This window comes from Streptococcus sp. FDAARGOS_520 (genome assembly GCF_003812685.1).
GTDB lineage: Bacteria > Bacillota > Bacilli > Lactobacillales > Streptococcaceae > Streptococcus > Streptococcus agalactiae.
Genome location: NZ_CP033810.1, coordinates 860,634 through 885,072, shown reverse-complemented (window position 1 = coordinate 885,072; position 24,439 = coordinate 860,634). Strand labels below are relative to the sequence as shown.

Annotated in this window: 26 protein-coding genes and 1 pseudogene; 23 read left to right on the top strand and 4 right to left on the bottom strand. The window is 35.3% G+C overall.

Annotated features, from left to right (window positions below):
- Positions 1-56: 56 nt before the first annotated feature.
- Positions 57-260 (bottom strand): cold-shock protein, encoded by a 204-nt coding sequence (locus EGX96_RS04550; protein ID WP_000191849.1) that lies wholly within the window; start codon positions 258-260, stop codon positions 57-59.
- 225 nt (positions 261-485) lie between these two features.
- Between EGX96_RS04550 and mutL the strand changes: the two genes are divergently transcribed.
- The 17 genes and pseudogenes from mutL (at position 486) to nrdG (ending at position 15,737) form a co-directional block, all read left to right on the top strand.
- On the top strand, positions 486-2,459 hold the full coding sequence (gene mutL, locus EGX96_RS04540) for a DNA mismatch repair endonuclease MutL (protein ID WP_000034617.1): 1,974 nt from the start codon (positions 486-488) through the stop codon (positions 2,457-2,459).
- 31 nt (positions 2,460-2,490) lie between these two features.
- Positions 2,491-3,723 carry an MDR family MFS transporter gene (locus EGX96_RS04535; protein WP_000657476.1) on the top strand — a complete coding sequence of 411 codons (1,233 nt, stop codon included), beginning with the start codon at positions 2,491-2,493 and terminating at the stop codon, positions 3,721-3,723.
- Position 3,724: 1 nt separating this feature from the next.
- Positions 3,725-4,315: a Holliday junction branch migration protein RuvA gene (gene ruvA / locus EGX96_RS04530; RefSeq protein WP_000272487.1), complete on the top strand. Its 591-nt coding sequence runs from the start codon at positions 3,725-3,727 to the stop codon at positions 4,313-4,315.
- A 22-nt stretch (positions 4,316-4,337) separates the two neighbouring features.
- The gene (locus tag EGX96_RS04525; RefSeq protein ID WP_000817341.1) at positions 4,338-4,889 is read left to right on the top strand and encodes a DNA-3-methyladenine glycosylase I; all 552 of its coding nucleotides are present in this window, start codon (positions 4,338-4,340) and stop codon (positions 4,887-4,889) included.
- Between the two features lie 88 nt (positions 4,890-4,977).
- A pseudogene (locus EGX96_RS04520) lies at positions 4,978-6,239 on the top strand (competence/damage-inducible protein A).
- A gap of 73 nt (positions 6,240-6,312) precedes the next feature.
- Complete coding sequence (gene recA / locus EGX96_RS04515; RefSeq protein ID WP_001085741.1) at positions 6,313-7,452, top strand: recombinase RecA; 1,140 nt, start codon at positions 6,313-6,315, stop codon at positions 7,450-7,452.
- A 215-nt stretch (positions 7,453-7,667) separates the two neighbouring features.
- A complete protein-coding gene (spx, locus tag EGX96_RS04510; protein ID WP_000591161.1) occupies positions 7,668-8,066 on the top strand; it encodes a transcriptional regulator Spx in 399 nt (132 codons plus the stop codon).
- A 201-nt stretch (positions 8,067-8,267) separates the two neighbouring features.
- The gene (locus EGX96_RS04505; RefSeq protein WP_000507056.1) at positions 8,268-8,534 is read left to right on the top strand and encodes an IreB family regulatory phosphoprotein; all 267 of its coding nucleotides are present in this window, start codon (positions 8,268-8,270) and stop codon (positions 8,532-8,534) included.
- Positions 8,534-8,953, top strand: coding sequence for a Holliday junction resolvase RuvX (gene ruvX / locus EGX96_RS04500; RefSeq protein ID WP_001222109.1), 420 nt, complete (start codon positions 8,534-8,536; stop codon positions 8,951-8,953). The genes EGX96_RS04505 and ruvX overlap by 1 nt, the downstream gene beginning before the upstream one ends.
- Positions 8,954-8,978: 25 nt before the next feature.
- Positions 8,979-9,296 (top strand): DUF1292 domain-containing protein, encoded by a 318-nt coding sequence (locus EGX96_RS04495; RefSeq protein WP_000940932.1) that lies wholly within the window; start codon positions 8,979-8,981, stop codon positions 9,294-9,296.
- 81 nt (positions 9,297-9,377) lie between these two features.
- On the top strand, positions 9,378-9,500 hold the full coding sequence (locus EGX96_RS11270; protein ID WP_001285711.1) for a hypothetical protein: 123 nt from the start codon (positions 9,378-9,380) through the stop codon (positions 9,498-9,500).
- A 45-nt stretch (positions 9,501-9,545) separates the two neighbouring features.
- Positions 9,546-11,087 (top strand): membrane protein, encoded by a 1,542-nt coding sequence (locus EGX96_RS04485; RefSeq protein ID WP_000230040.1) that lies wholly within the window; start codon positions 9,546-9,548, stop codon positions 11,085-11,087.
- Between the two features lie 98 nt (positions 11,088-11,185).
- Complete coding sequence (gene nrdD, locus EGX96_RS04480) at positions 11,186-13,384, top strand: anaerobic ribonucleoside-triphosphate reductase (RefSeq protein WP_000989500.1); 2,199 nt, start codon at positions 11,186-11,188, stop codon at positions 13,382-13,384.
- Positions 13,385-13,458: 74 nt separating this feature from the next.
- The gene (locus EGX96_RS04475) at positions 13,459-13,602 is read left to right on the top strand and encodes a hypothetical protein (protein WP_000521645.1); all 144 of its coding nucleotides are present in this window, start codon (positions 13,459-13,461) and stop codon (positions 13,600-13,602) included.
- Between the two features lie 12 nt (positions 13,603-13,614).
- Positions 13,615-14,547, top strand: a complete 933-nt coding sequence (locus EGX96_RS04470) for a Gfo/Idh/MocA family protein (RefSeq protein WP_000939688.1) — start codon at positions 13,615-13,617, stop codon at positions 14,545-14,547.
- A gap of 8 nt (positions 14,548-14,555) precedes the next feature.
- Positions 14,556-15,047 (top strand): GNAT family N-acetyltransferase, encoded by a 492-nt coding sequence (locus tag EGX96_RS04465; RefSeq protein ID WP_000776874.1) that lies wholly within the window; start codon positions 14,556-14,558, stop codon positions 15,045-15,047.
- Positions 15,048-15,119: 72 nt separating this feature from the next.
- Positions 15,120-15,737 (top strand): anaerobic ribonucleoside-triphosphate reductase activating protein, encoded by a 618-nt coding sequence (gene nrdG, locus EGX96_RS04460; protein ID WP_001287943.1) that lies wholly within the window; start codon positions 15,120-15,122, stop codon positions 15,735-15,737.
- A 356-nt stretch (positions 15,738-16,093) separates the two neighbouring features.
- Here the strand turns inward: nrdG and yaaA are convergent, their stop codons facing one another.
- Together yaaA and EGX96_RS04450 are read right to left on the bottom strand one after the other, a co-directional pair.
- Positions 16,094-16,825 carry a peroxide stress protein YaaA gene (gene yaaA, locus EGX96_RS04455; protein ID WP_000590612.1) on the bottom strand — a complete coding sequence of 244 codons (732 nt, stop codon included), beginning with the start codon at positions 16,823-16,825 and terminating at the stop codon, positions 16,094-16,096.
- A 42-nt stretch (positions 16,826-16,867) separates the two neighbouring features.
- On the bottom strand, positions 16,868-17,728 hold the full coding sequence (locus EGX96_RS04450) for a VOC family protein (RefSeq protein WP_000121548.1): 861 nt from the start codon (positions 17,726-17,728) through the stop codon (positions 16,868-16,870).
- A 185-nt stretch (positions 17,729-17,913) separates the two neighbouring features.
- On the opposite strand from EGX96_RS04450, the gene EGX96_RS04445 reads away from it, so the two are divergent.
- The 6 genes from EGX96_RS04445 (at position 17,914) to groL (ending at position 24,035) form a co-directional block, all read left to right on the top strand.
- Positions 17,914-18,711, top strand: coding sequence for a Cof-type HAD-IIB family hydrolase (locus tag EGX96_RS04445; RefSeq protein ID WP_000251908.1), 798 nt, complete (start codon positions 17,914-17,916; stop codon positions 18,709-18,711).
- Positions 18,712-19,175: 464 nt separating this feature from the next.
- Complete coding sequence (locus EGX96_RS11195) at positions 19,176-20,138, top strand: ABC transporter substrate-binding protein (protein ID WP_000724426.1); 963 nt, start codon at positions 19,176-19,178, stop codon at positions 20,136-20,138.
- Between the two features lie 15 nt (positions 20,139-20,153).
- Entirely contained in the window at positions 20,154-21,050 is an 897-nt protein-coding gene (locus EGX96_RS11190) for an ABC transporter permease (protein WP_000884162.1), read from the top strand.
- A gap of 4 nt (positions 21,051-21,054) precedes the next feature.
- A complete protein-coding gene (locus tag EGX96_RS04435; RefSeq protein WP_000054430.1) occupies positions 21,055-21,858 on the top strand; it encodes an ABC transporter ATP-binding protein in 804 nt (267 codons plus the stop codon).
- Positions 21,859-22,032: 174 nt separating this feature from the next.
- Positions 22,033-22,317 (top strand): co-chaperone GroES, encoded by a 285-nt coding sequence (groES, locus tag EGX96_RS04430; RefSeq protein ID WP_000917302.1) that lies wholly within the window; start codon positions 22,033-22,035, stop codon positions 22,315-22,317.
- Positions 22,318-22,412: 95 nt separating this feature from the next.
- A complete protein-coding gene (gene groL / locus EGX96_RS04425; protein WP_001029978.1) occupies positions 22,413-24,035 on the top strand; it encodes a chaperonin GroEL in 1,623 nt (540 codons plus the stop codon).
- Between the two features lie 99 nt (positions 24,036-24,134).
- On the opposite strand, the gene EGX96_RS04420 is transcribed toward groL, so the two are convergent.
- Positions 24,135-24,431: a hypothetical protein gene (locus EGX96_RS04420; RefSeq protein ID WP_001181229.1), complete on the bottom strand. Its 297-nt coding sequence runs from the start codon at positions 24,429-24,431 to the stop codon at positions 24,135-24,137.
- Positions 24,432-24,439 lie beyond the last annotated feature (8 nt).

Sequence of the window (24,439 nt, the reverse complement as noted above, 5' to 3'; positions counted from 1 at the left end):
AATAGCCTTTAGGCAACAAAAAAGAGACTAAATAATTCATTTAGGCTCTTTTTTAATTATTTAACAAGATTGATATTTGTTGCTTGTGGTCCACGTTGACCATCTTGAATATCAAATGTTACTTTTTGTCCTTCTTCAAGAGTTTTGAAGCCATCAACTTTAATCTCTGAAAAATGAGCGAAGACGTCTGTTCCAGTTTCGCTAGAAATAAAGCCAAAACCTTTTTCTGAGTTAAACCATTTCACTGTACCTTGTGTCATTTGTTTATTACCTTTCTAAAAATGTTACTGTAAAAAATAAAAAAGGTAAAAATGTTAAACAAAAATACAACTTCAAAACTTATTACGCTCCCTAAGTCTAACAGGTAATAGGAGTGATGTCAACTAAAAATTGTGTTATTGTCAAATTAATATTTTGAATATGGTATAATGGCTAAGATATCACAAAAAAAGTTACAAAAAATCATAAAAAAAGGAGGGATGAACTTGTCTAAAATTATTGAATTACCGGATATATTAGCTAACCAGATTGCTGCTGGTGAGGTTGTTGAAAGGCCTAGTAGCGTCGTTAAAGAATTAGTTGAAAATGCCATAGATGCAGGAAGTAGCCAAATTACCATAGAGGTTGAAGAATCTGGTCTTAAAAAGATTCAAATAACGGATAACGGTGAAGGGATGACTAGTGAGGATGCCGTTCTCAGTTTACGACGTCACGCTACATCCAAAATCAAAAGCCAGAGTGACCTTTTTCGTATTCGGACCTTAGGTTTTCGTGGTGAAGCTCTACCATCAATCGCTTCGATTAGTTTAATGACGATAAAAACAGCTACAGAGCAAGGGAAACAAGGGACGTTACTTGTTGCTAAAGGGGGAAACATTGAAAAACAGGAAGTTGTTTCAAGTCCTCGTGGAACAAAAATTTTAGTTGAAAATTTATTCTTTAACACGCCTGCCAGATTGAAATACATGAAGAGTTTACAGTCTGAACTAGCTCATATTATTGATATTGTTAATAGACTCAGTCTAGCGCATCCGGAAGTTGCTTTTACACTGATAAATGATGGTAAAGAAATGACTAAAACTAGTGGGACTGGCGATTTGAGACAGGCGATTGCAGGTATTTATGGTTTAAATACTGCAAAAAAAATGATTGAGATTTCAAATGCAGATTTAGATTTTGAAATTTCGGGTTATGTAAGTTTGCCTGAATTGACACGAGCTAACCGAAACTATATTACCCTATTAATTAACGGTCGTTACATTAAAAATTTTCTTTTGAACCGCTCAATTCTAGATGGTTATGGTTCAAAGTTGATGGTTGGAAGATTTCCAATTGCTGTCATTGATATTCAGATAGATCCTTATCTAGCAGATGTCAACGTTCATCCGACTAAGCAAGAGGTGAGAATTTCTAAGGAACGAGAATTAATGAGTTTAATAAGCACAGCAATTTCTGAGAGTCTTAAACAATATGACTTGATTCCGGATGCTTTAGAGAATTTAGCTAAAACTAGTACCCGAAGTGTAGATAAGCCTATACAAACAAGCTTCTCACTAAAACAGCCTGGTTTGTATTACGATAGGGCTAAAAATGACTTTTTTATAGGTGCAGATACTGTATCTGAACCTATTGCTAACTTTACAAACCTTGACAAAAGTGACGGTTCAGTTGACAATGATGTAAAAAACTCTGTTAATCAAGGAGCAACGCAGTCTCCTAATATAAAGTATGCTAGTAGAGATCAAGCTGATAGTGAGAACTTCATTCATTCTCAGGATTACCTTAGTAGTAAACAGTCACTTAACAAACTTGTTGAAAAATTAGATTCGGAAGAAAGTTCGACTTTTCCAGAGCTCGAATTTTTTGGTCAAATGCATGGGACCTACTTATTTGCTCAAGGGAATGGTGGGTTGTATATTATTGATCAACATGCAGCTCAAGAGCGTGTAAAATACGAGTATTACCGTGAAAAGATAGGTGAGGTTGATAATAGTCTTCAACAATTGTTAGTACCATTTCTATTTGAATTTTCAAGTTCAGATTTTCTTCAATTACAAGAAAAAATGTCATTATTACAAGATGTTGGTATTTTCTTGGAACCGTATGGTAATAATACTTTCATTTTAAGGGAACATCCAATTTGGATGAAAGAAGAAGAGGTAGAGTCTGGCATTTATGAAATGTGTGATATGTTGTTGCTCACTAATGAAGTATCAGTGAAAAAATATCGCGCAGAGTTGGCTATTATGATGTCTTGCAAGCGATCTATTAAAGCAAACCATACGCTAGACGATTACTCAGCACGTCATTTATTAGATCAGTTAGCGCAATGTAAAAATCCTTATAATTGCCCTCATGGAAGACCTGTTTTAGTTAATTTTACAAAAGCTGATATGGAGAAAATGTTTAAACGAATCCAAGAAAATCATACAAGCCTCAGGGATTTAGGAAAATATTGATAATTACTTGTTAGGGAAGAAGGGAGAAAAAGTGAAAGAGTTTTTTGCTTTGCCAAAACAGCTACAGTTAAGAGAATTATTGCGTTTTATTTCCATTACGGTTGGTTCAGCTATTTTTCCTTTTATGGCAATGTATTATGTTCAATATTTTGGAAATCTAGTTACAGGAATCTTGATCATCATAACTCAACTATCAGGGTTTGTAGCGACCTTATATGGAGGCCATTTGTCAGATGCTATGGGGAGGAAAAAAGTTGTGATTATAGGTTCACTGCTGGCAACCATTGGTTGGGCTATAACTATAGCTGCAAATGTTCCAAATCATATTACGCCACACTTGACCTTTGTAGGTATCCTTATCATTGAAATAGCTCACCAATTTTATTTCCCTGCCTATGAAGCTATGACCATTGATTTGACGAACGAACAGAATCGTCGCTTTGTTTACACTATAGGTTATTGGTTGGTTAACATCGCTGTAATGCTAGGTTCTGGAATTGCTGGGATTTTCTATGATCACCATTTTTTTGAATTATTAATAGTTCTTCTTATTATTTCAGCGATTTGTTGTTTCGTGGTCTACTTCAAGTTTGATGAGACAAAACCACAGGAGGGAACCTTCAAGCATGATAAAGGAGTTTTAGGAACTTTTAAAAATTATAGTCAGGTTTTAGTGGATAAAGCGTTTGTTGTTTATACTTTAGGAGCAATTGGTTCCAGTGTTGTCTGGCTCCAGGTTGATAATTATTTCTCGGTCAATCTTAAGCAAAATTTTGAAGTAGTGTCCATTTTAGGACATACAATCACAGGTGCTAAAATGCTTAGTTTAGCAGTCTTTACAAACACTCTATTAATTGTCTTACTAATGACAACTATAAATAAATTCATAGAGAATTGGCCTTTGAAACGTCAACTAATATTAGGGAGCTTGATTTGTGGTTTTGGAATGCTTTTTAATATTTCTCTAAACACTTTTGGAGCTATTTTGATTGCCATGACGTTTTTCACCTTTGGCGAAATGATTTATGTTCCAGCTAGTCAGGTTCTAAGGGCGGAGATGATGGTGGAGGGAAAAATTGGATCATATTCTGGATTTTTAGCTATCGCACAACCTGTTGCAAGTGTATTAGCAGGTGCCATGGTTTCGCTCAGCTATTTTACAGGAAAAATAGGTGTTCAAATAACATTGACCATTTTTATGTTAGCAGGTCTGGTTTTAATCTTATATGCTACCAAAATGAAAAATATTGAGATAGGAAAATAGAATGTACGATTATATTAAAGGAAAATTGAGTAAAATAACGGCTAAATTTATTGTTGTGGAAACAGCTGGATTGGGATACATGATATATGTGGCAAATCCCTACTCTTTTTCAGGTTACGTTAATCAAGAAGTTACCATCTACTTACATCAAGTCATTCGCGATGATGCACATCTTTTATTTGGCTTTCATACGGAAAATGAAAAAGAAATTTTTCTTAATTTAATTTCAGTATCAGGAATTGGTCCAACGACCGCTTTAGCAATTATTGCAGTCGATGACAATGAAGGTCTCGTAAGTGCCATTGATAATAGTGATATTAAGTATTTGACTAAATTTCCAAAGATAGGAAAAAAAACAGCACAACAGATGATCCTTGATTTGTCAGGGAAGTTTGTAGAAGCTTCTGGTGAGAGTGCGACTAGTCGTAAGGTTAGCTCTGAGCAGAATAGCAATCTTGAAGAAGCTATGGAAGCTTTGTTAGCGTTGGGGTATAAGGCGACTGAATTGAAAAAAGTAAAAGCCTTTTTTGAAGGTACGAACGAGACTGTGGAGCAATACATCAAATCTAGTTTGAAGATGTTGATGAAATAATTTAGAAGTAATGAGGTTTCACATGAAACGATGTTCTTGGGTGAATTTAGATAATCCATTATATGTAGCTTACCATGATAAAGAGTGGGGGAGAGCTGTTCATGACGATCATGTACTCTTTGAGTTACTATGTTTAGAAACTTATCAATCGGGTTTATCTTGGGAAACAGTATTAAATAAACGTCAGGAGTTCAGACAAGTTTTTCATCACTATAATATTGAAAAGGTAGCTGCAATGTCAGATGCGGATTTAGAGATAATCTTACAAAATCCTAGGGTTATTCGTCATCGTCTAAAACTTTTCTCAACACGACAAAATGCTAGGTCAATTATATTAATTCAGAAAGAATTCGGAAGTTTTGATCGCTACATTTGGTCTTTTGTAGATAATAAAGTACAGGTTAACTCAGTTAACAACTACAACGATGTGCCTGCAAGTACTACCTTATCCGAACGCTTATCTAAGGATTTAAAAAAACGCGGTTTTAAATTTGTTGGTCCAACTTGCCTCTATTCTTTTATTCAGGCCGCGGGTATGGTTAATGACCATGAAAATATATGTGATTTCAAGTAATATCAATGTGATATGTTTTAAGTAGCACTTTTGCTACTTTTTTTGCTAAAATGTAGTCATTATTTCGAATAGATAAGAGGGTGAAGTTGTGAGGGCTGAAATTATCGCTGTAGGAACAGAAATTTTAACAGGACAGATCGTTAATACAAACGCACAATTTTTGTCGGAGAAAATGGCAGAATTGGGAATTGATATTTATTTCCAGACAGCTGTAGGAGACAATGAGGAACGTTTATTATCGCTTTTAGATATAGCTAGTCAGCGCAGTCAATTGGTTATCCTATGTGGTGGACTTGGCCCTACAGAGGATGACTTAACGAAGCAAACTTTGGCTAAATTTTTAGGTAAATCATTAACAGTAGATTTATTAGCTAGTCGAAAATTGGATCGTTTTTTTTTGCAAGTCGTCCTCAGTTTGCTAGAACGCCAAATAATGAACGACAAGCTCAATTGGTTGAAGGCTCAATACCTCTACAAAACCTTACTGGTCTAGCTGTTGGTGGTATCGTTACATCTAAGGGAGTCCAATATATGGTTTTACCAGGTCCGCCTAGTGAATTAAAGCCAATGGTTATGGAGCAGGTAGTACCTATTTTGTCAAATAATGGCACAAAATTATATTCACGTGTATTGAGATTCTTTGGTATCGGTGAGAGTCAGTTAGTCACAATCTTAGAAGACATAATTAAGAATCAGACAGACCCAACTATAGCACCATATGCAAAGGTTGGTGAGGTAACTTTAAGGTTATCAACGAAAGCTGAAAATCAGGATGAGGCCGACTTTAAATTAGATAGCTTAGAAAAAGAAATACTTGCTCTTAAGACATTAGATAACCGTAAATTAAAAGATTTATTATATGGTTATGGTGATAATAATAGTATGGCACGTACTGTTTTAGAATTATTGAAAGTACAAAATAAAACGATTACTGCCGCAGAGAGCTTAACAGCAGGGTTATTTCAATCTCAGTTAGCAGAATTTTCTGGTGCTTCGCAAGTTTTTAATGGTGGTTTTACGACCTATAGTATGGAAGCAAAATCACAACTTCTCGGCATCCCTAAGAAAAAATTGCAAGAATATGGAGTTGTCAGTCATTTTACAGCTGAGGCAATGGCTCAGCAAGCTCGCCAACTTTTAAAAGCAGATTTTGGTATCGGTTTAACGGGAGTTGCTGGTCCTGATGAGTTGGAAGGATACCCTGCAGGTACAGTTTTTATTGGGATTGCAACCCCTGAAGGCGTTTCTTCTATTAAAGTATCGATTGGAGGGAAGAGTCGCTCAGATGTCCGTCATATCAGTACTTTACATGCTTTTGACTTGGTGCGTAGGGCTTTATTAAAGATATAATATTTGTTATAATTAGTAGAACGATTTCTAAATTTGAATCAACCTAGATTCATAGAAATATAAGGAGAAGACATTGGCTAAAAAAACGAAAAAAGCAGAAGAAATTACTAAGAAATTCGGTGATGAACGTCGAAAAGCCTTAGATGATGCTTTGAAAAATATTGAAAAAGATTTTGGTAAGGGCGCAGTGATGCGCTTAGGTGAGCGAGCTGAACAAAAGGTTCAAGTAATGAGTTCAGGTTCTCTTGCTTTAGATATCGCTTTAGGAGCAGGTGGATATCCTAAAGGACGTATCGTCGAAATTTATGGACCAGAGTCATCTGGTAAAACAACGGTTGCCCTTCATGCCGTAGCTCAAGCCCAAAAGGAAGGTGGGATTGCTGCCTTTATTGATGCTGAGCACGCTCTTGACCCAGCCTATGCTGCGGCTCTTGGAGTTAATATTGATGAGTTACTTTTGTCTCAACCTGACTCAGGTGAGCAAGGTCTTGAAATTGCAGGTAAATTGATTGATTCAGGCGCAGTTGATTTAGTTGTTGTCGATTCAGTTGCAGCCCTTGTTCCTCGTGCTGAGATTGATGGTGATATTGGTGACAGCCACGTTGGTTTGCAAGCTCGTATGATGAGTCAAGCAATGCGTAAATTGTCAGCATCCATTAACAAGACAAAGACAATCGCAATTTTTATCAACCAGTTAAGGGAAAAAGTAGGCGTTATGTTTGGTAACCCTGAAACAACACCTGGTGGTCGTGCTTTGAAATTTTATTCATCGGTTCGTCTAGATGTTCGTGGTAATACTCAAATCAAGGGAACTGGTGAGCATAAAGATCATAATGTTGGTAAAGAGACAAAAATCAAAGTTGTTAAAAATAAAGTTGCTCCACCATTCCGTGAAGCTTTTGTCGAAATTATGTATGGTGAAGGTATTTCTCGCACGGGTGAGTTAATTAAAATTGCTAGTGATTTGGATATTATCCAAAAAGCAGGTGCATGGTACTCATATAATGGTGAGAAAATTGGACAAGGTTCTGAAAATGCCAAAAAATATTTAGCAGATAATCCAGCAATTTTTGATGAAATTGACCATAAAGTGCGCGTGCACTTTGGAATGACTGAAGATGATTCGCCAGTTCAGTCTGAGCTCGTTGAAGAAAAAAATGAAGCTGATGATCTTGTTTTAGATTTGGACAATGCTATTGAAATTGAGGAATAAAATAGCAACTATACATCTTGAACTTGAATAAATGTAACTAAAATAAGTTCTGACAGTGGTTGGAACTTATTTTTATACTAAAAATAAGCTTAAAAATCCCTAAAATCTATTTATTTTTATTAGTAAATTGATAAAAAATAGGTCTTAAGTCCCATGTTTGATTTTTGTGACTATGTTAAACTATAACTATCATGGGATAGAAAGTGAGAAGGCACATGATTAAGATTTATACTATTTCAAGTTGCACAAGTTGTAAAAAAGCAAAAACTTGGCTAAATGCTCATCAACTTCCATATAAAGAACAAAACCTAGGTAAAGAATCACTAACACGTGATGAAATTTTAGAAATATTAACAAAAACTGAAAGTGGTATTGAAAGTATCGTTTCTTCTAAAAATCGTTATGCTAAGGCGCTCAATTGTAATATTGAGGAGTTGAGTGTAAATGAAGTTATTGATCTTATTCAAGAAAATCCACGTATTTTAAAGAGTCCAATTCTAATTGATGACAAACGTCTTCAAGTAGGTTATAAGGAAGATGATATTCGTGCTTTTCTACCTCGCTCTATTCGTAACGTTGAAAATGCAGAAGCTCGTCTTCGTGCAGCACTTTGAGCTTTAGATAAGCATAAGTGAGAGTCACACGATAACCTGTAAAAATCACCTATAAGGTAGGGAGTAAAGAAATCAAAGAATCACTTCTTGGTTTCTTGTGCTCCCTTTTTGATTTTCTAATATAGTGTTTATCAATTTCTTGTACAAATACTTTATTTAAGTTATAATAAGTGAAAGAATTAAAGGAAAGAAGGTGTAGGTATGGGATTTACAGATGAAACTGTTCGTTTTAGATTAGATGATAGTAACAAAGTAGAAATTAGTGAAACATTAACAGCTGTTTATCGTTCATTAGAAGAAAAAGGTTACAATCCCATCAATCAAATTGTTGGTTACGTATTGAGTGGGGACCCTGCTTATGTACCTCGTTACAATGATGCTCGCAATCAAATTCGTAAATATGAACGTGATGAGATTGTAGAAGAGCTCGTTCGTTATTATTTACAAGGAAATGGAATAGATTTGTAATGAGAATAATGGGACTTGACGTCGGCTCGAAAACTGTCGGCGTTGCAATTAGTGATCCACTCGGTTTCACTGCACAAGGTCTTGAAATCATTAAGATCGATGAAGAATCTGGAAATTTTGGTTTTGACCGCTTAGCAGAGTTAGTAAAAGAGTACAAAGTTGATAAATTTGTAGTTGGTCTACCTAAAAATATGAATAATACAAGTGGTCCTCGTGTAGAGGCTAGTCAGGCATATGGCGATAAAATCACTGAATTATTCAATCTTCCAGTTGAATATCAAGATGAACGTTTAACGACTGTTCAAGCAGAGCGTATGCTAGTTGAGCAAGCTGATATTAGTCGTGGTAAGCGTAAGAAAGTTATCGATAAATTAGCAGCTCAACTAATCTTACAAAATTATTTAGACCGCATGTTTTAAGCATTCGGCATAAAAAGGAGAAACAATGGCACATAATCATAACCACGATCATAACCATGAACATCAACATGAAGTAATCACTCTTGTAGATGAGAATGGGAACGAAACACTTTTTGAAATTCTATTAACTATTGATGGGCGTGAAGAGTTTGGCAAAAACTATGTTCTCCTCGTTCCTGCAGGTGCGGAAGAAGACGAACAAGGTGAAATTGAGATTCAAGCTTACTCATTTACAGAAAATGCCGATGGAACTGAAGGAGACCTTCAGCCTATACCAGAAGATTCAGATGCAGAATGGGACATGATTGAGGAAGTTTTCAACAGCTTTCTAGATGAAGAATAATATCGAAGCGATTGAGCAATTGTTCAGTCGTTTTTTTTTCGAATAATAATAGTGATGATGTAGTAAAAGGAGGTGATGTTAATGTCAGATACTCAGCTAACACTAGAAGAACAAGAATTTCTCAAACAATATATGTCTAGAAAATACCACTACTTTAGGGATATTATTCGTTACGGTCAAGTGTTGGCTAAATTGACTAAATAAGGTTTTCTGATATACTGGTAGTATGTAAATATGAGGAGAAAAATAGTGGTAGAAAACCTAGAAAAACCAATTGGAGTGAGCTATAAAAATAGCCCATCAATGAGTAAACGAACGGCTATCAGAATGAAGAAATCTAGTCGATTTTCAATTTTACTATATAGTGTTTTGTCAACTCTCTTAGCAATTGCAAATCCTTTATTGACTTATTTTGCAAATGGTTTGCAGACTCAGAATCTCTATACAGGTTTGATGATGACCAAAGGACAGATCCCTTATAGTGATGTTTTTGCTACAGGAGGATTTTTATACTATGTAACGATTGCTCTAAGTTACCTTTTAGGGTCTAGTATCTGGTTACTTATTGTACAGTTTATTGCTTACTATGTATCTGGAATTTATTTTTATAAATTAGTTTATTATGTGGCACAAAGTGAAATTGTCTCGATAGGCATGACGTTGATTTTCTATATAATGAATATTGTCTTAGGATTCGGTGGTATGTACCCAATACAGTGGGCATTACCTTTTATGCTCATTTCGCTATGGTTTTTAATTAAATTTTGTGTCGATAATATCGTTGATGAAGCATTTATATTTTATGGCATTTTAGCAGCATTCTCACTATTTATAGATCCCCAAACACTGATTTTTTGGCTTTGCTCTTTTGTTCTCTTAACAGCAACCAATATTAAGCAAAAGCAGTCACTACGAGGATTTTATCAGTTTTTATGCGTTGTTTTTGGTATGATTTTAATTGCTTATACTGTTGGTTACTTTATGTTTAATCTACAGATTATCTCTTCTTATATTGACAAAGCTATTTTTTACCCCTTTACGTATTTCGCTAGGACAAACCACTCATTCCTTCTTAGTTTAGCAATTCAAATTGTTGTCCTTCTAGGGTCAGGTTGTCTCTTTGGACTATGGGATTTTATTCAAAATCGTAAAAAAGCATCTTATCAAATCGGCTTGAACTTTATTGCCTGTATTTTTATTATTTACGCTATAATGGCCATTTTTTCAAGAGATTTTAACCTTTACCACTTTTTACCTGCTTTACCATTTGGTCTTTTGCTAACGAGTAATAAAATTACTATTCTTTACCAAAAAGTGATTGACAGACGTTCACATAGACGTCAGTATTTCTCTGGTAAATCTCTTATCGTAGACCTTTTTGTAAAGAAAACATATTATTTGCCCCTCTTACTAGTTTCCTTATCGATAGGGTTACTAGTTTATAATACTTATCAAAATGTTACTCTTAGTAAAGAAAGGCGTGACATTTCACATTATTTGACTACAAAAATTGATAGAGATGGTAAGATTTATGTTTGGGACAAAGTTGCTAGCATTTATAGCCAGACTCGGTTAAAATCTGCTTCTCAATTTGTTTTGCCACATATTAATACAGCGCAAAAAAATAATGAGAAAATTTTGAAGGACGAGCTGCTTCAGCATGGGGCTAAATACTTTATCTTAAATAAAAATGAGAAGTTACCAAATGAACTGAAATCTGATATTAAGAAGCACTACCAAGAAGTTCCTCTATCAAATATCACTCATTTTGTTCTATATCGTTTCAAATAGATTAAAAAATCAATATATTGTGTCTGAGCAAAAAACTTGACACAATATATTGATTTTTTTTCTTTGCATGCTATAATTGTCACTGGAGGATATTTCACATGATGGTATTGGAAAGAGAACGATTTATGACAGAATCTGATATCAAAGTGATTAAACGTGACGGGCGTTTGGTCAGCTTTGATAAGTATAAAATCTACACGGCTCTATTAAAAGCTAGTAATAAAGTTATCAAAATGTCTCCTTTAGTTGAGGCTAAACTTGAGATGATTGCAGATCATGTCATCGCTGAGATCTACAATCGTTTTAAAGATAACATCAAGATATATGAAATACAAAATATCGTTGAACATAAATTATTGGAAGCTAATGAGTACGCTATTGCACAAGAATATATCAATTATCGTACCCAACGCGATTTTGAGCGTTCACAGGCTACAGATATCAATTTTTCTATTGGAAAATTAATTAATAAGGATCAAACTGTTGTTAATGAGAATGCTAATAAAGACTCTGATGTGTTTAATACCCAACGTGATTTAACAGCAGGTATTGTAGGGAAATCAATTGGTCTGAAAATGTTACCTTCTCATGTAGCAAATGCACATCAAAAGGGTGATATCCATTATCATGATTTAGATTACAGCCCATACACTCCCATGACAAATTGCTGTTTAATCGATTTTAAGGGAATGCTTGCAAATGGTTTTAAGATTGGTAATGCAGAAGTTGAGAGTCCAAAATCTATTCAGACAGCGACTGCTCAGATTTCACAGATTATTGCGAACGTTGCTTCAAGTCAATATGGTGGCTGTACAGCAGATCGCATTGATGAGTTTTTAGCTCCTTATGCACAGTTAAATTATCAAAAACATTTAAAAGATGCAAAAGAATGGGTTATTGAAGATAAACAAGAAGACTATGCGCGCGCTAAAACACAAAAAGATATATATGATGCCATGCAATCTTTGGAGTATGAAATTAATACTTTATTTACTTCAAATGGGCAAACGCCATTTACTTCGCTTGGTTTTGGATTAGGAACTAATTGGTTTGAACGAGAAATTCAAAAAGCGATTTTGAAAATTCGGATTCAAGGTTTAGGAAGCGAGCATCGTACTGCTATTTTTCCAAAATTAATTTTTACGCTTAAAAAAGGTCTTAATTTAGAAGAAGATAGCCCCAATTATGATATTAAACAATTAGCATTAGAGTGTGCGACAAAACGGATGTATCCAGATGTCCTTTCTTATGATAAAATTATTGACTTAACGGGCTCTTTTAAAGCCCCTATGGGCTGTCGTTCTTTCCTACAAGGGTGGCGAGATGCAAATGGTCAGGATGTAACATCTGGTCGTATGAATCTTGGAGTTGTAACAGTTAATCTACCGCGTGTTGCCATGGAGTCTAACGGTGATATGGATAAATTCTGGGAGATATTTAATGAACGTATGAGTATTGCTAGAGATGCCTTGGTTTATCGTGTGGAACGTGTCAAAGAGGCTATCCCAGCAAATGCGCCCATTCTTTACCAGTATGGAGCATTTGGAGAACGTTTAGGAAAATATGACAATGTTGATCGACTCTTTAATCACCGCCGTGCAACGGTGTCTCTTGGTTATATTGGTTTATATGAGGTGGCGAGTGTTTTTTATGGTGGTGACTGGGAAGATAACCATCAAGCTAAAGCATTTACTGTAGACATCGTTCGTAAGATGAAGCAGTTATGTGCAGATTGGTCTGATGAGTATGATTATCATTTTTCAGTTTATTCGACACCATCGGAGAGCTTGACTGACCGGTTTTGTCGTTTAGATACTGAAAAATTTGGTATAGTAACTGATATTACTGATAAGGAATACTACACTAATTCATTCCATTATGATGTGCGTAAGAATCCAACACCTTTTGAAAAACTAGATTTTGAGAAAATCTATCCTGAAACGGGTGCATCAGGAGGATTTATTCACTACTGTGAATACCCTGTTTTGCAACAGAATCCAAAAGCTTTAGAAGCAGTTTGGGACTATGCTTATGATCGGGTAGGTTATCTAGGTACTAATACACCGATTGATAAGTGTTACCAATGTCAATTTGAAGGGGATTTTACACCGACAGATCGAGGTTTTACTTGTCCAAATTGTGGTAACAGCGACCCTAAGACAGTAGATGTTGTCAAACGTACATGTGGTTATTTAGGTAATCCACAGGCTCGTCCGATGGTTAATGGTCGTCATAAGGAAATCTCTGCTCGTGTAAAACATATGAACGGATCAAGTATTAAAAATCAAGGTAATTAATTAAAACCTCTATTAAAACCTCTGGTCTATTATATGTTAAAATAAGAAGATAAAATAGAAGGAGTTATTAAGATATGGGGAAATACCAATTAGATTACAAAGGGCAAGCACAAGTACAGAAGTTCCATGAGAAGCACTCTACTGGAGAGAATGCTAATCAAAAATCACGTCTAAAAGATTTAAGGAAACAATTTTTGGAAAAGGCAAAGAAAAAATAGAAGGAGGATGCTATGTTGCAACTTGGAATTGTCGGTTTAGGAGGTATTTCACAGAAAGCTTATCTACCTTATATGCGTCAAGTGACAGGTGTGCACTGGCATCTTTTTACACGCCAAAAACAGATTTTAGAAGAAGTTAATATGCTTTTTGGTTCTTCTACAGCTTATGACAGTTTAGATAGTCTAGCCGAGCATCCTTTGGATGGAGTCTTCATTCATGTCGCGACTAGTGCTCACTTTGATATAGCAAAGCTTTTTTTAAAAAAGGGTATTCCAGTTTTTATGGATAAGCCTTTGACAGAAGATTATACTTCAACTAAAGCATTGTATGATTTGGCGAAGGATCATAAAACATTTTTAATGGCAGGTTTTAATCGTCGCTTTGCACCACGTATTATGGAAATGAAAAAAGTAGAAGATAAAAACCATATTCGCACCTTTAAAAATGCTGTCAATGCACCAGCGGATTTTCAATATAAGCTTTTTGATATGTTTATCCATCCTTTAGATACGGCGCTATTTTTGACAAATAATGTTGTTAAAAGAGGATACTTTGTGACTAAACGTGATGGGAATAAGATATTACAAGTATCAGTAACGCTAGAAACAGACAGTGAGATAATAGAAGCAAGCATGAACCTGCAGTCGGGGTCTCGTCGAGAAATAATTGAAATAGAGTCGCCAGAAGTAACCTATTCATTAGATGATTTGTCAAATCTTTCTGTTATTGATGGCTTTGACCGTCGTGCTATCGGTTTTGGTTCTTGGGCAAGCACTCTAGAGAAACGTGGTTTTGAACCAATGATTGATGCTTTTATTCAAGCTATCACTACAGGTGTCAATCCTATATCACCAAAGTCTAGTTTATTGAGTCATTTTATTTGTGACCAGATTAATAAAGCGAATGCTCCTTTTGGAATGCTTAACTTGAAGATAATGGAATAGGAAACAATATGAAATTACGGCGCCCAGTGTTAGAAGATAAAGAAGAAATTTTAGCCATGTATAAAGAGTTTCAAAAAGAAAGTAGTTCAGTGGACGGTGGTTTTTATGAACCAACTATGCATTTTGAAGACTGGCTAGATCATAACCTAAATATGGAGTTAGGGGTAGGCGTTCCTGATAATTTTGTTCCATATATTCAGTTTGTGTCTTTTGACAATGACAATAATGCTATAGGTTTCTTAAATTTACGTTTAAGACTAAATGATACTCTTTTAGAAAAAGGTGGACATATTGGTTATTCCATACGACCTCGCCAGCGTGGCAAAGGTTATGCTAAAGAACAGTTGAAGCTAGGAATTGAGCAAGCACATCTAAAAAATATTAATGAAATACTTGTGACATGCCATGTAGACAATGATGCCAGCAAGTCAGTAATATTAGCTAACGGTGGTGTTTTAGAAGATTGTCTTCATCAGACAGAGCGTTATTGGATAACCTAAAATAGTACTTTAAGATAATAATAAAAAGACCAGTTAGTTCTGGTTCTTTTCATATCAATAGAGAGGTTAGAAATGTCAGAAGAAGCAAGTTGGAATACTCCAAAGCCTGGGGAGTGGAAAAGCGAAGAATTAAGTCATGGCCATATCATTGATTATAAAGCTTTTAATTTTGTAGATGGTGAAGGTGTTAGAAACTCACTCTACGTAGCTGGATGTATGTTCCACTGTAAAGGGTGTTATAATACTGCTACATGGTCCTTTCGAGCCGGAATCCCTTATACAAAAGAGCTTGAAGATCAAATTATGACAGATTTAGAACAACCTTACGTCCAAGGTTTAACGTTATTAGGTGGAGAGCCGTTCTTAAATACAGGTATTTTGTTGCCACTTCTTCAGCGTATCCGACGTGAATTGCCAGAAAAAGATATTTGGTCATGGACGGGGTATACTTGGGAAGAAATGATGCTGGAGACTCAAGATAAATTGGAGATGTTATCTTTGATTGATATTTTAGTGGATGGTAGGTTTGATCAAAGTAAGCGAAATTTAATGCTACAATTTAGAGGATCTTCAAATCAAAGAATCATTGATGTACAAAAATCTTTAAAAGAAGGTGAAGTCGTGATTTGGGAAGGATTAAACGATGGTGACAATAGTTATGAACAAGTCAAACGAGATGATTTACTCTAGTGTCAAAAATTAACTTTTAAATAAAAATTAAAAGTTATGTTTATCCACAACTTGTTTATAAGTATTTGACAGTCTGTGACAAGATGTTGACGTTTATTATTGTTAATTTAACAAGTATTTTTGAAATCTAAAGGTATATACAATGACATTAGTGTTAAGTAATCAACTTTATATAAACAGATTATCCTCTGTCTATCCCCATAGTTATCCACAAGTTGTTAATAACAATTATTTTTTGTTAATATTGTTTGAAACCTTGATATAGAGAGGTTTTTAGACCTTACAAGTTTGTCAAAAAGCAAGAGATACGATTATCTCTTGCTTTTTGTGTGAATAAATTGTGGATAAATAGTTACTTAAGTCTGTTTTTTAACAAAAGTTAATTGCTTAGAGTCTGAGAGTTCATTATCATAACAGAAGCCATCAAAGCGTAATTGCTTTAAGTGTTCTAGAGTTTGGCAATTATTTTCCATCATAGCAGTTAAACACTTTCCTCTTGCTTTTTTTGATATGGTAGAGTGGGTTTTTAATTGGCCATCTCGATCTTCAATAAAGTTAAGATGTATTAGTTTTTGACGCTCTTTAGGAGAAAAGACAGTTTCAAATTCATTAGAAAGCAAAGAAACCATAATGTCATCTGACTGCATAAAAGTATCGTAATTTTCACGCCAAAAAACTTTAAGAGAGTTATTGTTGATTTTGATTTTAGTGTTAAAATCTAAACGATGAGGGGATATTAGTGTCATAGCAGGAATGATGCCATAAAGAGCACTAGTAATAAAAACAGAATTTTCCATAAATTGTGCTTCACTTGTGGATAAGTTGTGCCTTTTGATATTGCGGTACATAAGACCGTTGAATAACTTAATAGCAGGATTCAGAGTAAGTTGTTTAGCTTTAAAATCTTGCCATCTTTGAGCCTCACAACGAGCTGCACTTGTATTAATTCTGTAGATATCCTCTAAGTCTGAAACAGTTAAAGTAGAAAAATAATCAATTATAATTTTCGTTTGAGCACTCAGTTTAGGCCATGCAATGTTTTGACACACTTTCATTTCTTTTGCAGTTGGGATCAAAATTTTTATCATATTGACATTATGTAAAATGAAGAGGCAAAAGTCAAGTGATGGTTAATTCTCTGGTTTTAGAACAACTTTAATTCGGATGCCATCAAAATCTTCAATAATATAATAATGATCTTGTTTTTCAAGGAAAGTCAGTTGGTAAAGTTGCGCTTTTTTTAAGCTATCTCTAAAAAGGTTGTCATCATTGTAAGCAATTGTCAATAAGGAAATTCCGGGTCTATCTTCTTGGTTTTTAGAAAGATTTGGACCAGCCCAATTATTAAAGGCTAGATGATGATGGTAGTTGCCGGATGCAATCCAACTAGCTGTCGGGATTGCAAATTTCTCATCAAGGCCAAAAACATTTTGATAGAGTTTTGAGCTAATCTTAGCATCTTTAACACTCAAATGAATATGACCAATACTAGTTTTTTCAGAAAGCTTATAATTATTAGGAACGTTGACAAGGCTGTCAAGTAAATTGTCAATATCTAGTCTTTCAGTAATACCAATAATTTGTCCACTCTCTCTGATATCCCACATAGAGATATCCTTATCATTATAAATTTCAATTCCATTACCTTCAGGATCACTTAGATAGATAGCATTGCTATAGCCATGGTCAGCTCCACCCTCTAGAGGGATATGCTGAGATAATAAATGATTTAGAGCTAGACTGAGATGGTATTCATCTGGTACTAAAATAGCAGTGTGATAAAGGCCATAGGTACTATGCTTTTCAAGTTCAGTTTTTTCAAGGATAATAAGAGGGATTTTTTGATTTACCCCTAGTAAGGCTCTAGTGCTTGATTTGTCAATAACAGTTAACCCAATGATATCGCTATAGAAGTTTACGAGGTTTTCGAGGTCATTTACTTTTAAGGTGATTGATTCAATGGAATGATTGGCTTTGTATGGATACGACATAGTTAATCCTCCTATTATTACTATATAGTAACATATTACACCGTTCATTGAGAGAAATAAACTAATTTGTTTTGAAATATAGCTTATATTAGTAGTCTCATTAGACCAGACGAAGTTTATTTGCGAAACAAAAATTTAAGTGTTAGACTAAAGTAAGCGTGTACAATTATATTTTGGAGGATAATATGGTAAGGCTAATATTTAGTGATATTGATGGTACTTTAATTAACAGTAATTTTAAAGTAACACCTAAGACACGGCAGGGAATTAAACAAATAGTAGCTCAAGGGGCTACTTTCGTTCCCATATCAGCTAGGATGCCTGAGGCAATTACTCCGATTATGGAACAAATTGGAATAGATTCTTATATTATTTCCTATAATGGGGCTTTAATACAAGATATGCAACAAAAAACAATTGCTTCCCACACAATGGATGGTCAAGTTGCCTTACAAGTTTGTTCTTATGTAAGCAAGCATTATTCGAAAATTGCATGGAATGTCTATCGTTATCATGAATGGTATTCCTGTGATAAAGAAAATGAGTGGGTCCAAAAAGAGGAGGAGATTGTTGGTTTACAATCTAAAGAGATGAGTTTGATGGAGTTAGAGAAGCAAGATAGGATTCATAAACTTCTCTTGATGGGAGAACCATCTCTGATGGGAGAATTGGAGAACACTTTGAAAGCTCAATATCCACATTTATCAATCGCACAATCTGCTCCTTACTTTATTGAAATAATGGCTCCAGGTATTGAAAAAGGAAAATCTGCTAAAACTTTAGCAGACTATTTAGATATTTCTCTTGCAGACTCTATTGCGTTTGGTGATAACTATAATGATTTAAATCTGCTTGAAATTGTGGGTAAAGGTTTTGTCATGGGGAATGCTCCTAAAGATTTACAAGAGAGAATTGGAAATGTAACTCAGGATAATGATAACGATGGTATTTATTATGCTTTAGTAGAGTATATGGAAAATTAAGGATAGCAAATCTAAATTTCCTTAAAAGCGTGTTATATCAACGAATGACTATTATTTAAATTATCTATCTAACAAGAATTTTCAAAAAAATCAAATTTAACTATTGACAATTATTTTTAAATGACGTAAACTTATAGGCAACCATAAACAAGGAGAGAATAATATGTTAATCAAATCGTCTATTATTAAACAAACAAATACTTATTATTACTTTAGTTTCTTTAGATAGACGTTTGTAGCCTCAAGGATACAAACGTCACGCAAAGTTTGTATCTATGAAGCTAAAGCATTTTATGATGAAAGCAGAGCCGATTAGATCATTTCAATAATCTAGTTGGTTAAGGCAATATTTTTTCGCCCTCCCGTGCACAGAGGAATTGAGAGAAATAATTAACCAACTAGATGTAGGGTCTAGTTGGTTTTTTGTTTTATGGAAAATTTGATGGTATTACAAGGAGATAGTAATGAAAAAAATAACAAAGATGGTAATTAGCAGCGTTTTAGCAACTGTTCTGATGACAGCTTGTTCACAATCTTCTCAAAATGGTCAATCTGATGTAAAACATATTGGTATTTTACAATATGTAGAACATCCCTCTCTAACTGCCACTAGGAAAGGATTTATAAAAGAATTAGCTAAAGAAGGCTATAAAGATGGCAAAAATATCAAAATTGAGTATAAGAATGCTCAAGGGGATCAGTCAAATATCCAATCAATTTCTGAAAAACTCATTAAAGATAATAAATTAGTATTGGGAATTGCGACTCCGGCGGCTCAATCGTTGACAACGGTGTCAACAGAAACACCTATTTTATTTACAGCAGTGACAGATCCGGTATCAGCCGAATTAGTAAAATCAATGAAAAAACCTGAAGGTTTAGCGACTGGTACAAGTGACATGTCTCCAATTAAAAAGCAAGTATCCCTTTTGAGAAAAGTAATGCCTAAGGTTAAACGTGTTGGTATTATGTATACCACTAGCGAGCGTAACTCAGAAGTTCAGGTAAAACAAGCAAAAAAAATCTTCCAAGAGGCGGGGATTAAAACAAGTGTTAAAGGTATTTCTTCCACTAATGATGTACAAGATACTGCTAAGAGTTTAATGTCTAAAACAGAGGTTATTTTTGTACCAACAGATAATATTATAGCCAGCTCAGTAACGCTGTTAGGGAATCTATCGAAAGAATTAAAAGTGCCTGTTGTGGGAGGTTCAGCAGATATGGTACCAAGTGGTTTGCTCTTTTCTTATGGGGCTGATTATGAGGCTTTAGGTCGTCAAACGGCAAGACAAGCTGTTAAAATCCTCAAAGGTAAAGACGTCGCTAAAGTTCCTTCAGAATATCCTCAAAATCTAAAAGTAGTAGTTAATGAAGATATGGCAAAAGAGCTTGGAATTGATGTTTCAAGTATTAAAAATAATAAATAATCAGAAAGGTATTGTATGTTAGATATTATCTTATCCGGAATTTCGCAAGGATTACTTTGGTCAATTATGGCAATTGGCGTGTTTATCACTTTTCGTATCTTAGACATAGCCGATCTCTCTGCAGAGGGTGCTTTCCCTATGGGGGCTGCAGTTTGCGCTTTATGTATCGTTAATGATATTAATCCAATTGTGGCAACCATAGCGGGCATGTTAGGTGGTATGTTGGCAGGACTAGTATCGGGTTTTCTTCATACTAAAATGAAAATACCAGCCCTCCTCACAGGTATTATTACGTTGACAGGACTTTACTCTATTAATTTACTTGTTTTAGGAAGATCAAACGTCTCTTTTGCTCTCAAAAATACTTTGGTTACAATGGTAACAAGATTAGGTTTAAATAAACTTTCAGCAGTTTTATTAATTGGAATTGTTTGTGTAGGCTTGGTTATCTTAATTTTGTATCTCTTTTTAAATACCCAACTAGGATTAGCTTTAAGAGCGACAGGTGATAATGAGGCTATGGGACAAGCCAATAGTATTAAAGTAGATCGGATGAAAATGCTAGGATATATGATTGGGAATGGCCTGATTGCTTTATCTGGTGCACTTTTAGCGCAAAATAATGGCTATGCAGATTTGAATATGGGAGTGGGTACAATCGTTATTGGATTAGCTTCAATTATCTTGGCAGAAGTAATGATAAAATACTTACCTCTTGGCAAAAGGTTATGGTCAATTGTATTAGGGTCTGTTTTATACCGTATGATTATTGTTTTCATATTAACAACCGATATTGATGCACAGATGATAAAGTTGGTTTCAGCAATTTTGTTGGCTCTCATTTTGTATGTCCCAGAATTACGAGCTAAACTAGGAGTAAAAACCTCTAAATCACTTACAAAGGAAGGATAAGAACATGTCATTACTTGAATTAGTCAATCTGCACAAAACTTTTGAAAAAGGAACTGTCAATGAGAACCATGTTTTACGTGGTTTAGATTTAACGATTGAAGACGGTGATTTTATTTCAGTAATTGGAGGTAACGGTGCGGGAAAATCAACCCTCCTTAACTGTATCGCTGGTCTGATCCCTATTGATCAGGGGGCAATCACATTAGACAACCAATCAATTACTAAAGACTCTGTAGAAAAACGATCTAAGGATATTAGTCGAGTCTTCCAGGATCCTAGAATGGGAACTGCAACAAATTTGACGATTGAAGAAAATATGGCAATTGCACATAAAAGAGGCAATAAGCGTCACATTTTTAGACAGTCAGTGACTGACGATGACCGTCAACTATTTAAAAAGTCTCTATCACAATTAGGTCTAGGCTTAGAAAATCGAATGAAGACTGATGCTGCATTTTTATCTGGCGGTCAGCGTCAAGCCCTCACGTTAGCTATGGCAACTCTTGTTCGTCCCAAATTATTATTACTGGATGAACATACAGCGGCTCTAGATCCCAAAACTAGCGATATGGTTATGGAATTAACACAGAAAGTGATAGAAGAACAACGATTGACAGCCTTAATGATTACGCACAATATGGAGCATGCCATTGCTTATGGTAATCGTCTCGTGATGCTCTACCACGGGAAAATTGTTGTTGATGTTAAAGGAGAAGCAAAGAGAAACTTAACAGTTGCAGAATTAATGGAACTTTTCCATAAAAACTCAGGTCAACAGTTGATAGATGATGCCCTTGTCTTAGGTTAAAATATAAATTTCTCTAGTGAATGGACAGGATAACTAGGGAAATTTTTCTTGTTTGAAACGTGCCTTTTCTCTTGACTAATTCTGACCAAGTGATAGAATAGTTTTTGTAGTTAGCACTCTCTGTATAGGAGTGCTAAAAAATCAAAATATATCTCGTATGGAGGTTCGTTTATTATGTTAAAACCATTAGGTGATCGTGTGATCATTTCGTTTGTTGAAACTGAAGAGAAATCTGTCGGTGGTTTTGTTCTTGCAGGAGCAAGCCATGATGCGACAAAGACAGCCAAAGTTCTTGCTGTGGGTGACGGTATTCGTACCTTAACAGGGGAATTAGTTGCACCGAGCGTTGCAGAGGGTGATACTGTTTTAGTCGAAAATGGTGCTGGTCTGGAAGTTAAAGACGGTAACGAAAAAGTGACAGTTGTTCGCGAAAGTGACATTGTTGCTGTCGTTAAATAGGTTTTATTAAGCAAGAAAGGATATAGGCCTATTAGAGAAAAGTTGCTTTGTAAAGAAAGTAGACTTTGTTAAATTTTAGGCCTGGGTATTAAATTATGGCAAAAGATATTAAATTTTCAGCAGATGCCCGCTCAGCAATGGTGCGTGGTGTTGATATTTTAGCTGATACAGTCAAAGTAACATTAGGTCCTAAAGGCCGTAATGTTGTTCTTGAAAAAGCATTTGGTTCTCCTTTAATTACAAATGATGGTGTGACAATTGCTAAAGAAATTGAGCTAGAAGATCACTTTGAAAATATGGGAGCTAAACTTGTGTCAGAAGTGGCTTCAAAAACTAATGATATTGCAGGGGATGGCACTACAACTGCTACTGTTTTGACCCAAGCTATTGTACGGGAAGGTCTTAAAAATGTAACTGCAGGGGCAAATCCGATTGGCATTCGTCGTGGTATTGAAACAGCTGTTTCAGCAGCAGTTGAAGAGCTAAAAGAGATTGCACAACCAGTTTCAGGCAAAGAAGCTATTGCTCAAGTTGCGGCTGTGTCTTCACGTTCTGAAAAAGTTGGGGAATACATTTCTGAAGCTATGGAGCGCGTGGGTAATGATGGTGTTATCACTATTGAAGAATCGCGAGGTATGGAAACAGAGCTTGAAGTTGTGGAAGGAATGCAGTTTGACCGTGGGTACTTGTCACAGTATATGGTAACTGATAACGAGAAAATGGTCTCTGAACTTGAGAATCCGTATATCCTTATTACAGATAAGAAAATTTCAAATATCCAAGAAATTTTACCATTATTAGAAGAGGTTCTTAAAACAAATCGTCCGTTGCTAATCATCGCTGATGATGTTGATGGAGAAGCTCTCCCAACGCTTGTTCTTAACAAAATTCGTGGAACTTTCAATGTCGTAGCTGTTAAAGCGCCTGGATTTGGTGATCGTCGTAAAGCCATGCTGGAAGATATTGCTATCCTAACAGGAGGAACTGTCGTTACTGAAGACCTTGGTTTAGACTTAAAAGATGCTACTATGCAAGTTTTAGGACAGTCTGCTAAAGTAACAGTAGATAAAGATTCTACTGTTATTGTCGAAGGTGCCGGTGACTCATCAGCAATTGCTAATCGCGTAGCTATCATTAAGTCACAGATGGAGGCTACAACTTCTGATTTTGATCGTGAAAAATTACAAGAACGACTTGCTAAGTTAGCCGGTGGTGTAGCAGTAATTAAAGTTGGTGCAGCGACTGAAACAGAATTAAAAGAGATGAAACTTCGCATCGAAGATGCGTTAAATGCAACGCGTGCTGCAGTTGAAGAAGGTATTGTTTCAGGTGGAGGTACGGCTCTTGTGAACGTTATTGAAAAAGTAGCGGCACTGAAACTTAATGGTGATGAGGAGACTGGACGTAATATTGTTCTTCGTGCTCTCGAAGAGCCTGTTCGTCAAATTGCTTACAATGCTGGATATGAAGGTTCAGTTATTATTGAACGTTTAAAACAGTCTGAAATTGGTACAGGATTTAATGCGGCCAATGGAGAATGGGTAGATATGGTTACCACAGGTATCATTGACCCTGTCAAAGTAACACGTTCTGCACTTCAAAATGCGGCATCTGTAGCAAGTCTTATCTTGACTACAGAAGCAGTAGTAGCAAATAAACCTGAACCAGAAGCTCCTACAGCTCCTGCAATGGATCCATCTATGATGGGTGGCTTCTAATCACTAACTTATCACAACATAAAACTCCCCTTTGACAAAGGGGAGTTTTATGTTGTGATAATAGAGATATGATAGTCACTACCACTTGCGGTAAGAAGATCATAAGGATAGGCCATCTAATATTTGCCAGTAGTGGGAGGAAAAAAGTAGCAAAACAATGATTGCTATTATCTTAGATTGAGATTGATAAGCTAAGAATTGAATTATAGCTAATAGAATTAAGTAACTAATAAGTATAAATAACAGAGAAAAGAGCATTCCGTACCCAGCACCCATTGACGGTTCCTTTGGAGGGGCTAGAAAATAACTTAACTTAAAATAAGCGCCAACTATTAGGCCCATAATTAATTCGGTAAAAGTTATGAAAAAAGCAACTTTTAATAGTCTATTTTGCATAGGCTTGC

Coding starts and splice junctions, on each gene's coding strand:
- EGX96_RS04550 (WP_000191849.1), bottom strand. CDS start 260: ATGACACAAGGTACAGTGAAATGGTTTAACTCAGAAAAAGGTTTTGGC.
- ruvA (WP_000272487.1), top strand. CDS start 3,725: ATGTACGATTATATTAAAGGAAAATTGAGTAAAATAACGGCTAAATTT.
- EGX96_RS04525 (WP_000817341.1), top strand. CDS start 4,338: ATGAAACGATGTTCTTGGGTGAATTTAGATAATCCATTATATGTAGCT.
- spx (WP_000591161.1), top strand. CDS start 7,668: ATGATTAAGATTTATACTATTTCAAGTTGCACAAGTTGTAAAAAAGCA.
- EGX96_RS04505 (WP_000507056.1), top strand. CDS start 8,268: ATGGGATTTACAGATGAAACTGTTCGTTTTAGATTAGATGATAGTAAC.
- ruvX (WP_001222109.1), top strand. CDS start 8,534: ATGAGAATAATGGGACTTGACGTCGGCTCGAAAACTGTCGGCGTTGCA.
- EGX96_RS04495 (WP_000940932.1), top strand. CDS start 8,979: ATGGCACATAATCATAACCACGATCATAACCATGAACATCAACATGAA.
- EGX96_RS11270 (WP_001285711.1), top strand. CDS start 9,378: ATGTCAGATACTCAGCTAACACTAGAAGAACAAGAATTTCTCAAACAA.
- nrdD (WP_000989500.1), top strand. CDS start 11,186: ATGATGGTATTGGAAAGAGAACGATTTATGACAGAATCTGATATCAAA.
- EGX96_RS04475 (WP_000521645.1), top strand. CDS start 13,459: ATGGGGAAATACCAATTAGATTACAAAGGGCAAGCACAAGTACAGAAG.
- EGX96_RS04470 (WP_000939688.1), top strand. CDS start 13,615: ATGTTGCAACTTGGAATTGTCGGTTTAGGAGGTATTTCACAGAAAGCT.
- EGX96_RS04465 (WP_000776874.1), top strand. CDS start 14,556: ATGAAATTACGGCGCCCAGTGTTAGAAGATAAAGAAGAAATTTTAGCC.
- nrdG (WP_001287943.1), top strand. CDS start 15,120: ATGTCAGAAGAAGCAAGTTGGAATACTCCAAAGCCTGGGGAGTGGAAA.
- yaaA (WP_000590612.1), bottom strand. CDS start 16,825: ATGATAAAAATTTTGATCCCAACTGCAAAAGAAATGAAAGTGTGTCAA.
- EGX96_RS04450 (WP_000121548.1), bottom strand. CDS start 17,728: ATGTCGTATCCATACAAAGCCAATCATTCCATTGAATCAATCACCTTA.
- EGX96_RS04445 (WP_000251908.1), top strand. CDS start 17,914: ATGGTAAGGCTAATATTTAGTGATATTGATGGTACTTTAATTAACAGT.
- EGX96_RS11195 (WP_000724426.1), top strand. CDS start 19,176: ATGAAAAAAATAACAAAGATGGTAATTAGCAGCGTTTTAGCAACTGTT.
- EGX96_RS11190 (WP_000884162.1), top strand. CDS start 20,154: ATGTTAGATATTATCTTATCCGGAATTTCGCAAGGATTACTTTGGTCA.
- EGX96_RS04435 (WP_000054430.1), top strand. CDS start 21,055: ATGTCATTACTTGAATTAGTCAATCTGCACAAAACTTTTGAAAAAGGA.
- groES (WP_000917302.1), top strand. CDS start 22,033: ATGTTAAAACCATTAGGTGATCGTGTGATCATTTCGTTTGTTGAAACT.
- groL (WP_001029978.1), top strand. CDS start 22,413: ATGGCAAAAGATATTAAATTTTCAGCAGATGCCCGCTCAGCAATGGTG.
- EGX96_RS04420 (WP_001181229.1), bottom strand. CDS start 24,431: ATGCAAAATAGACTATTAAAAGTTGCTTTTTTCATAACTTTTACCGAA.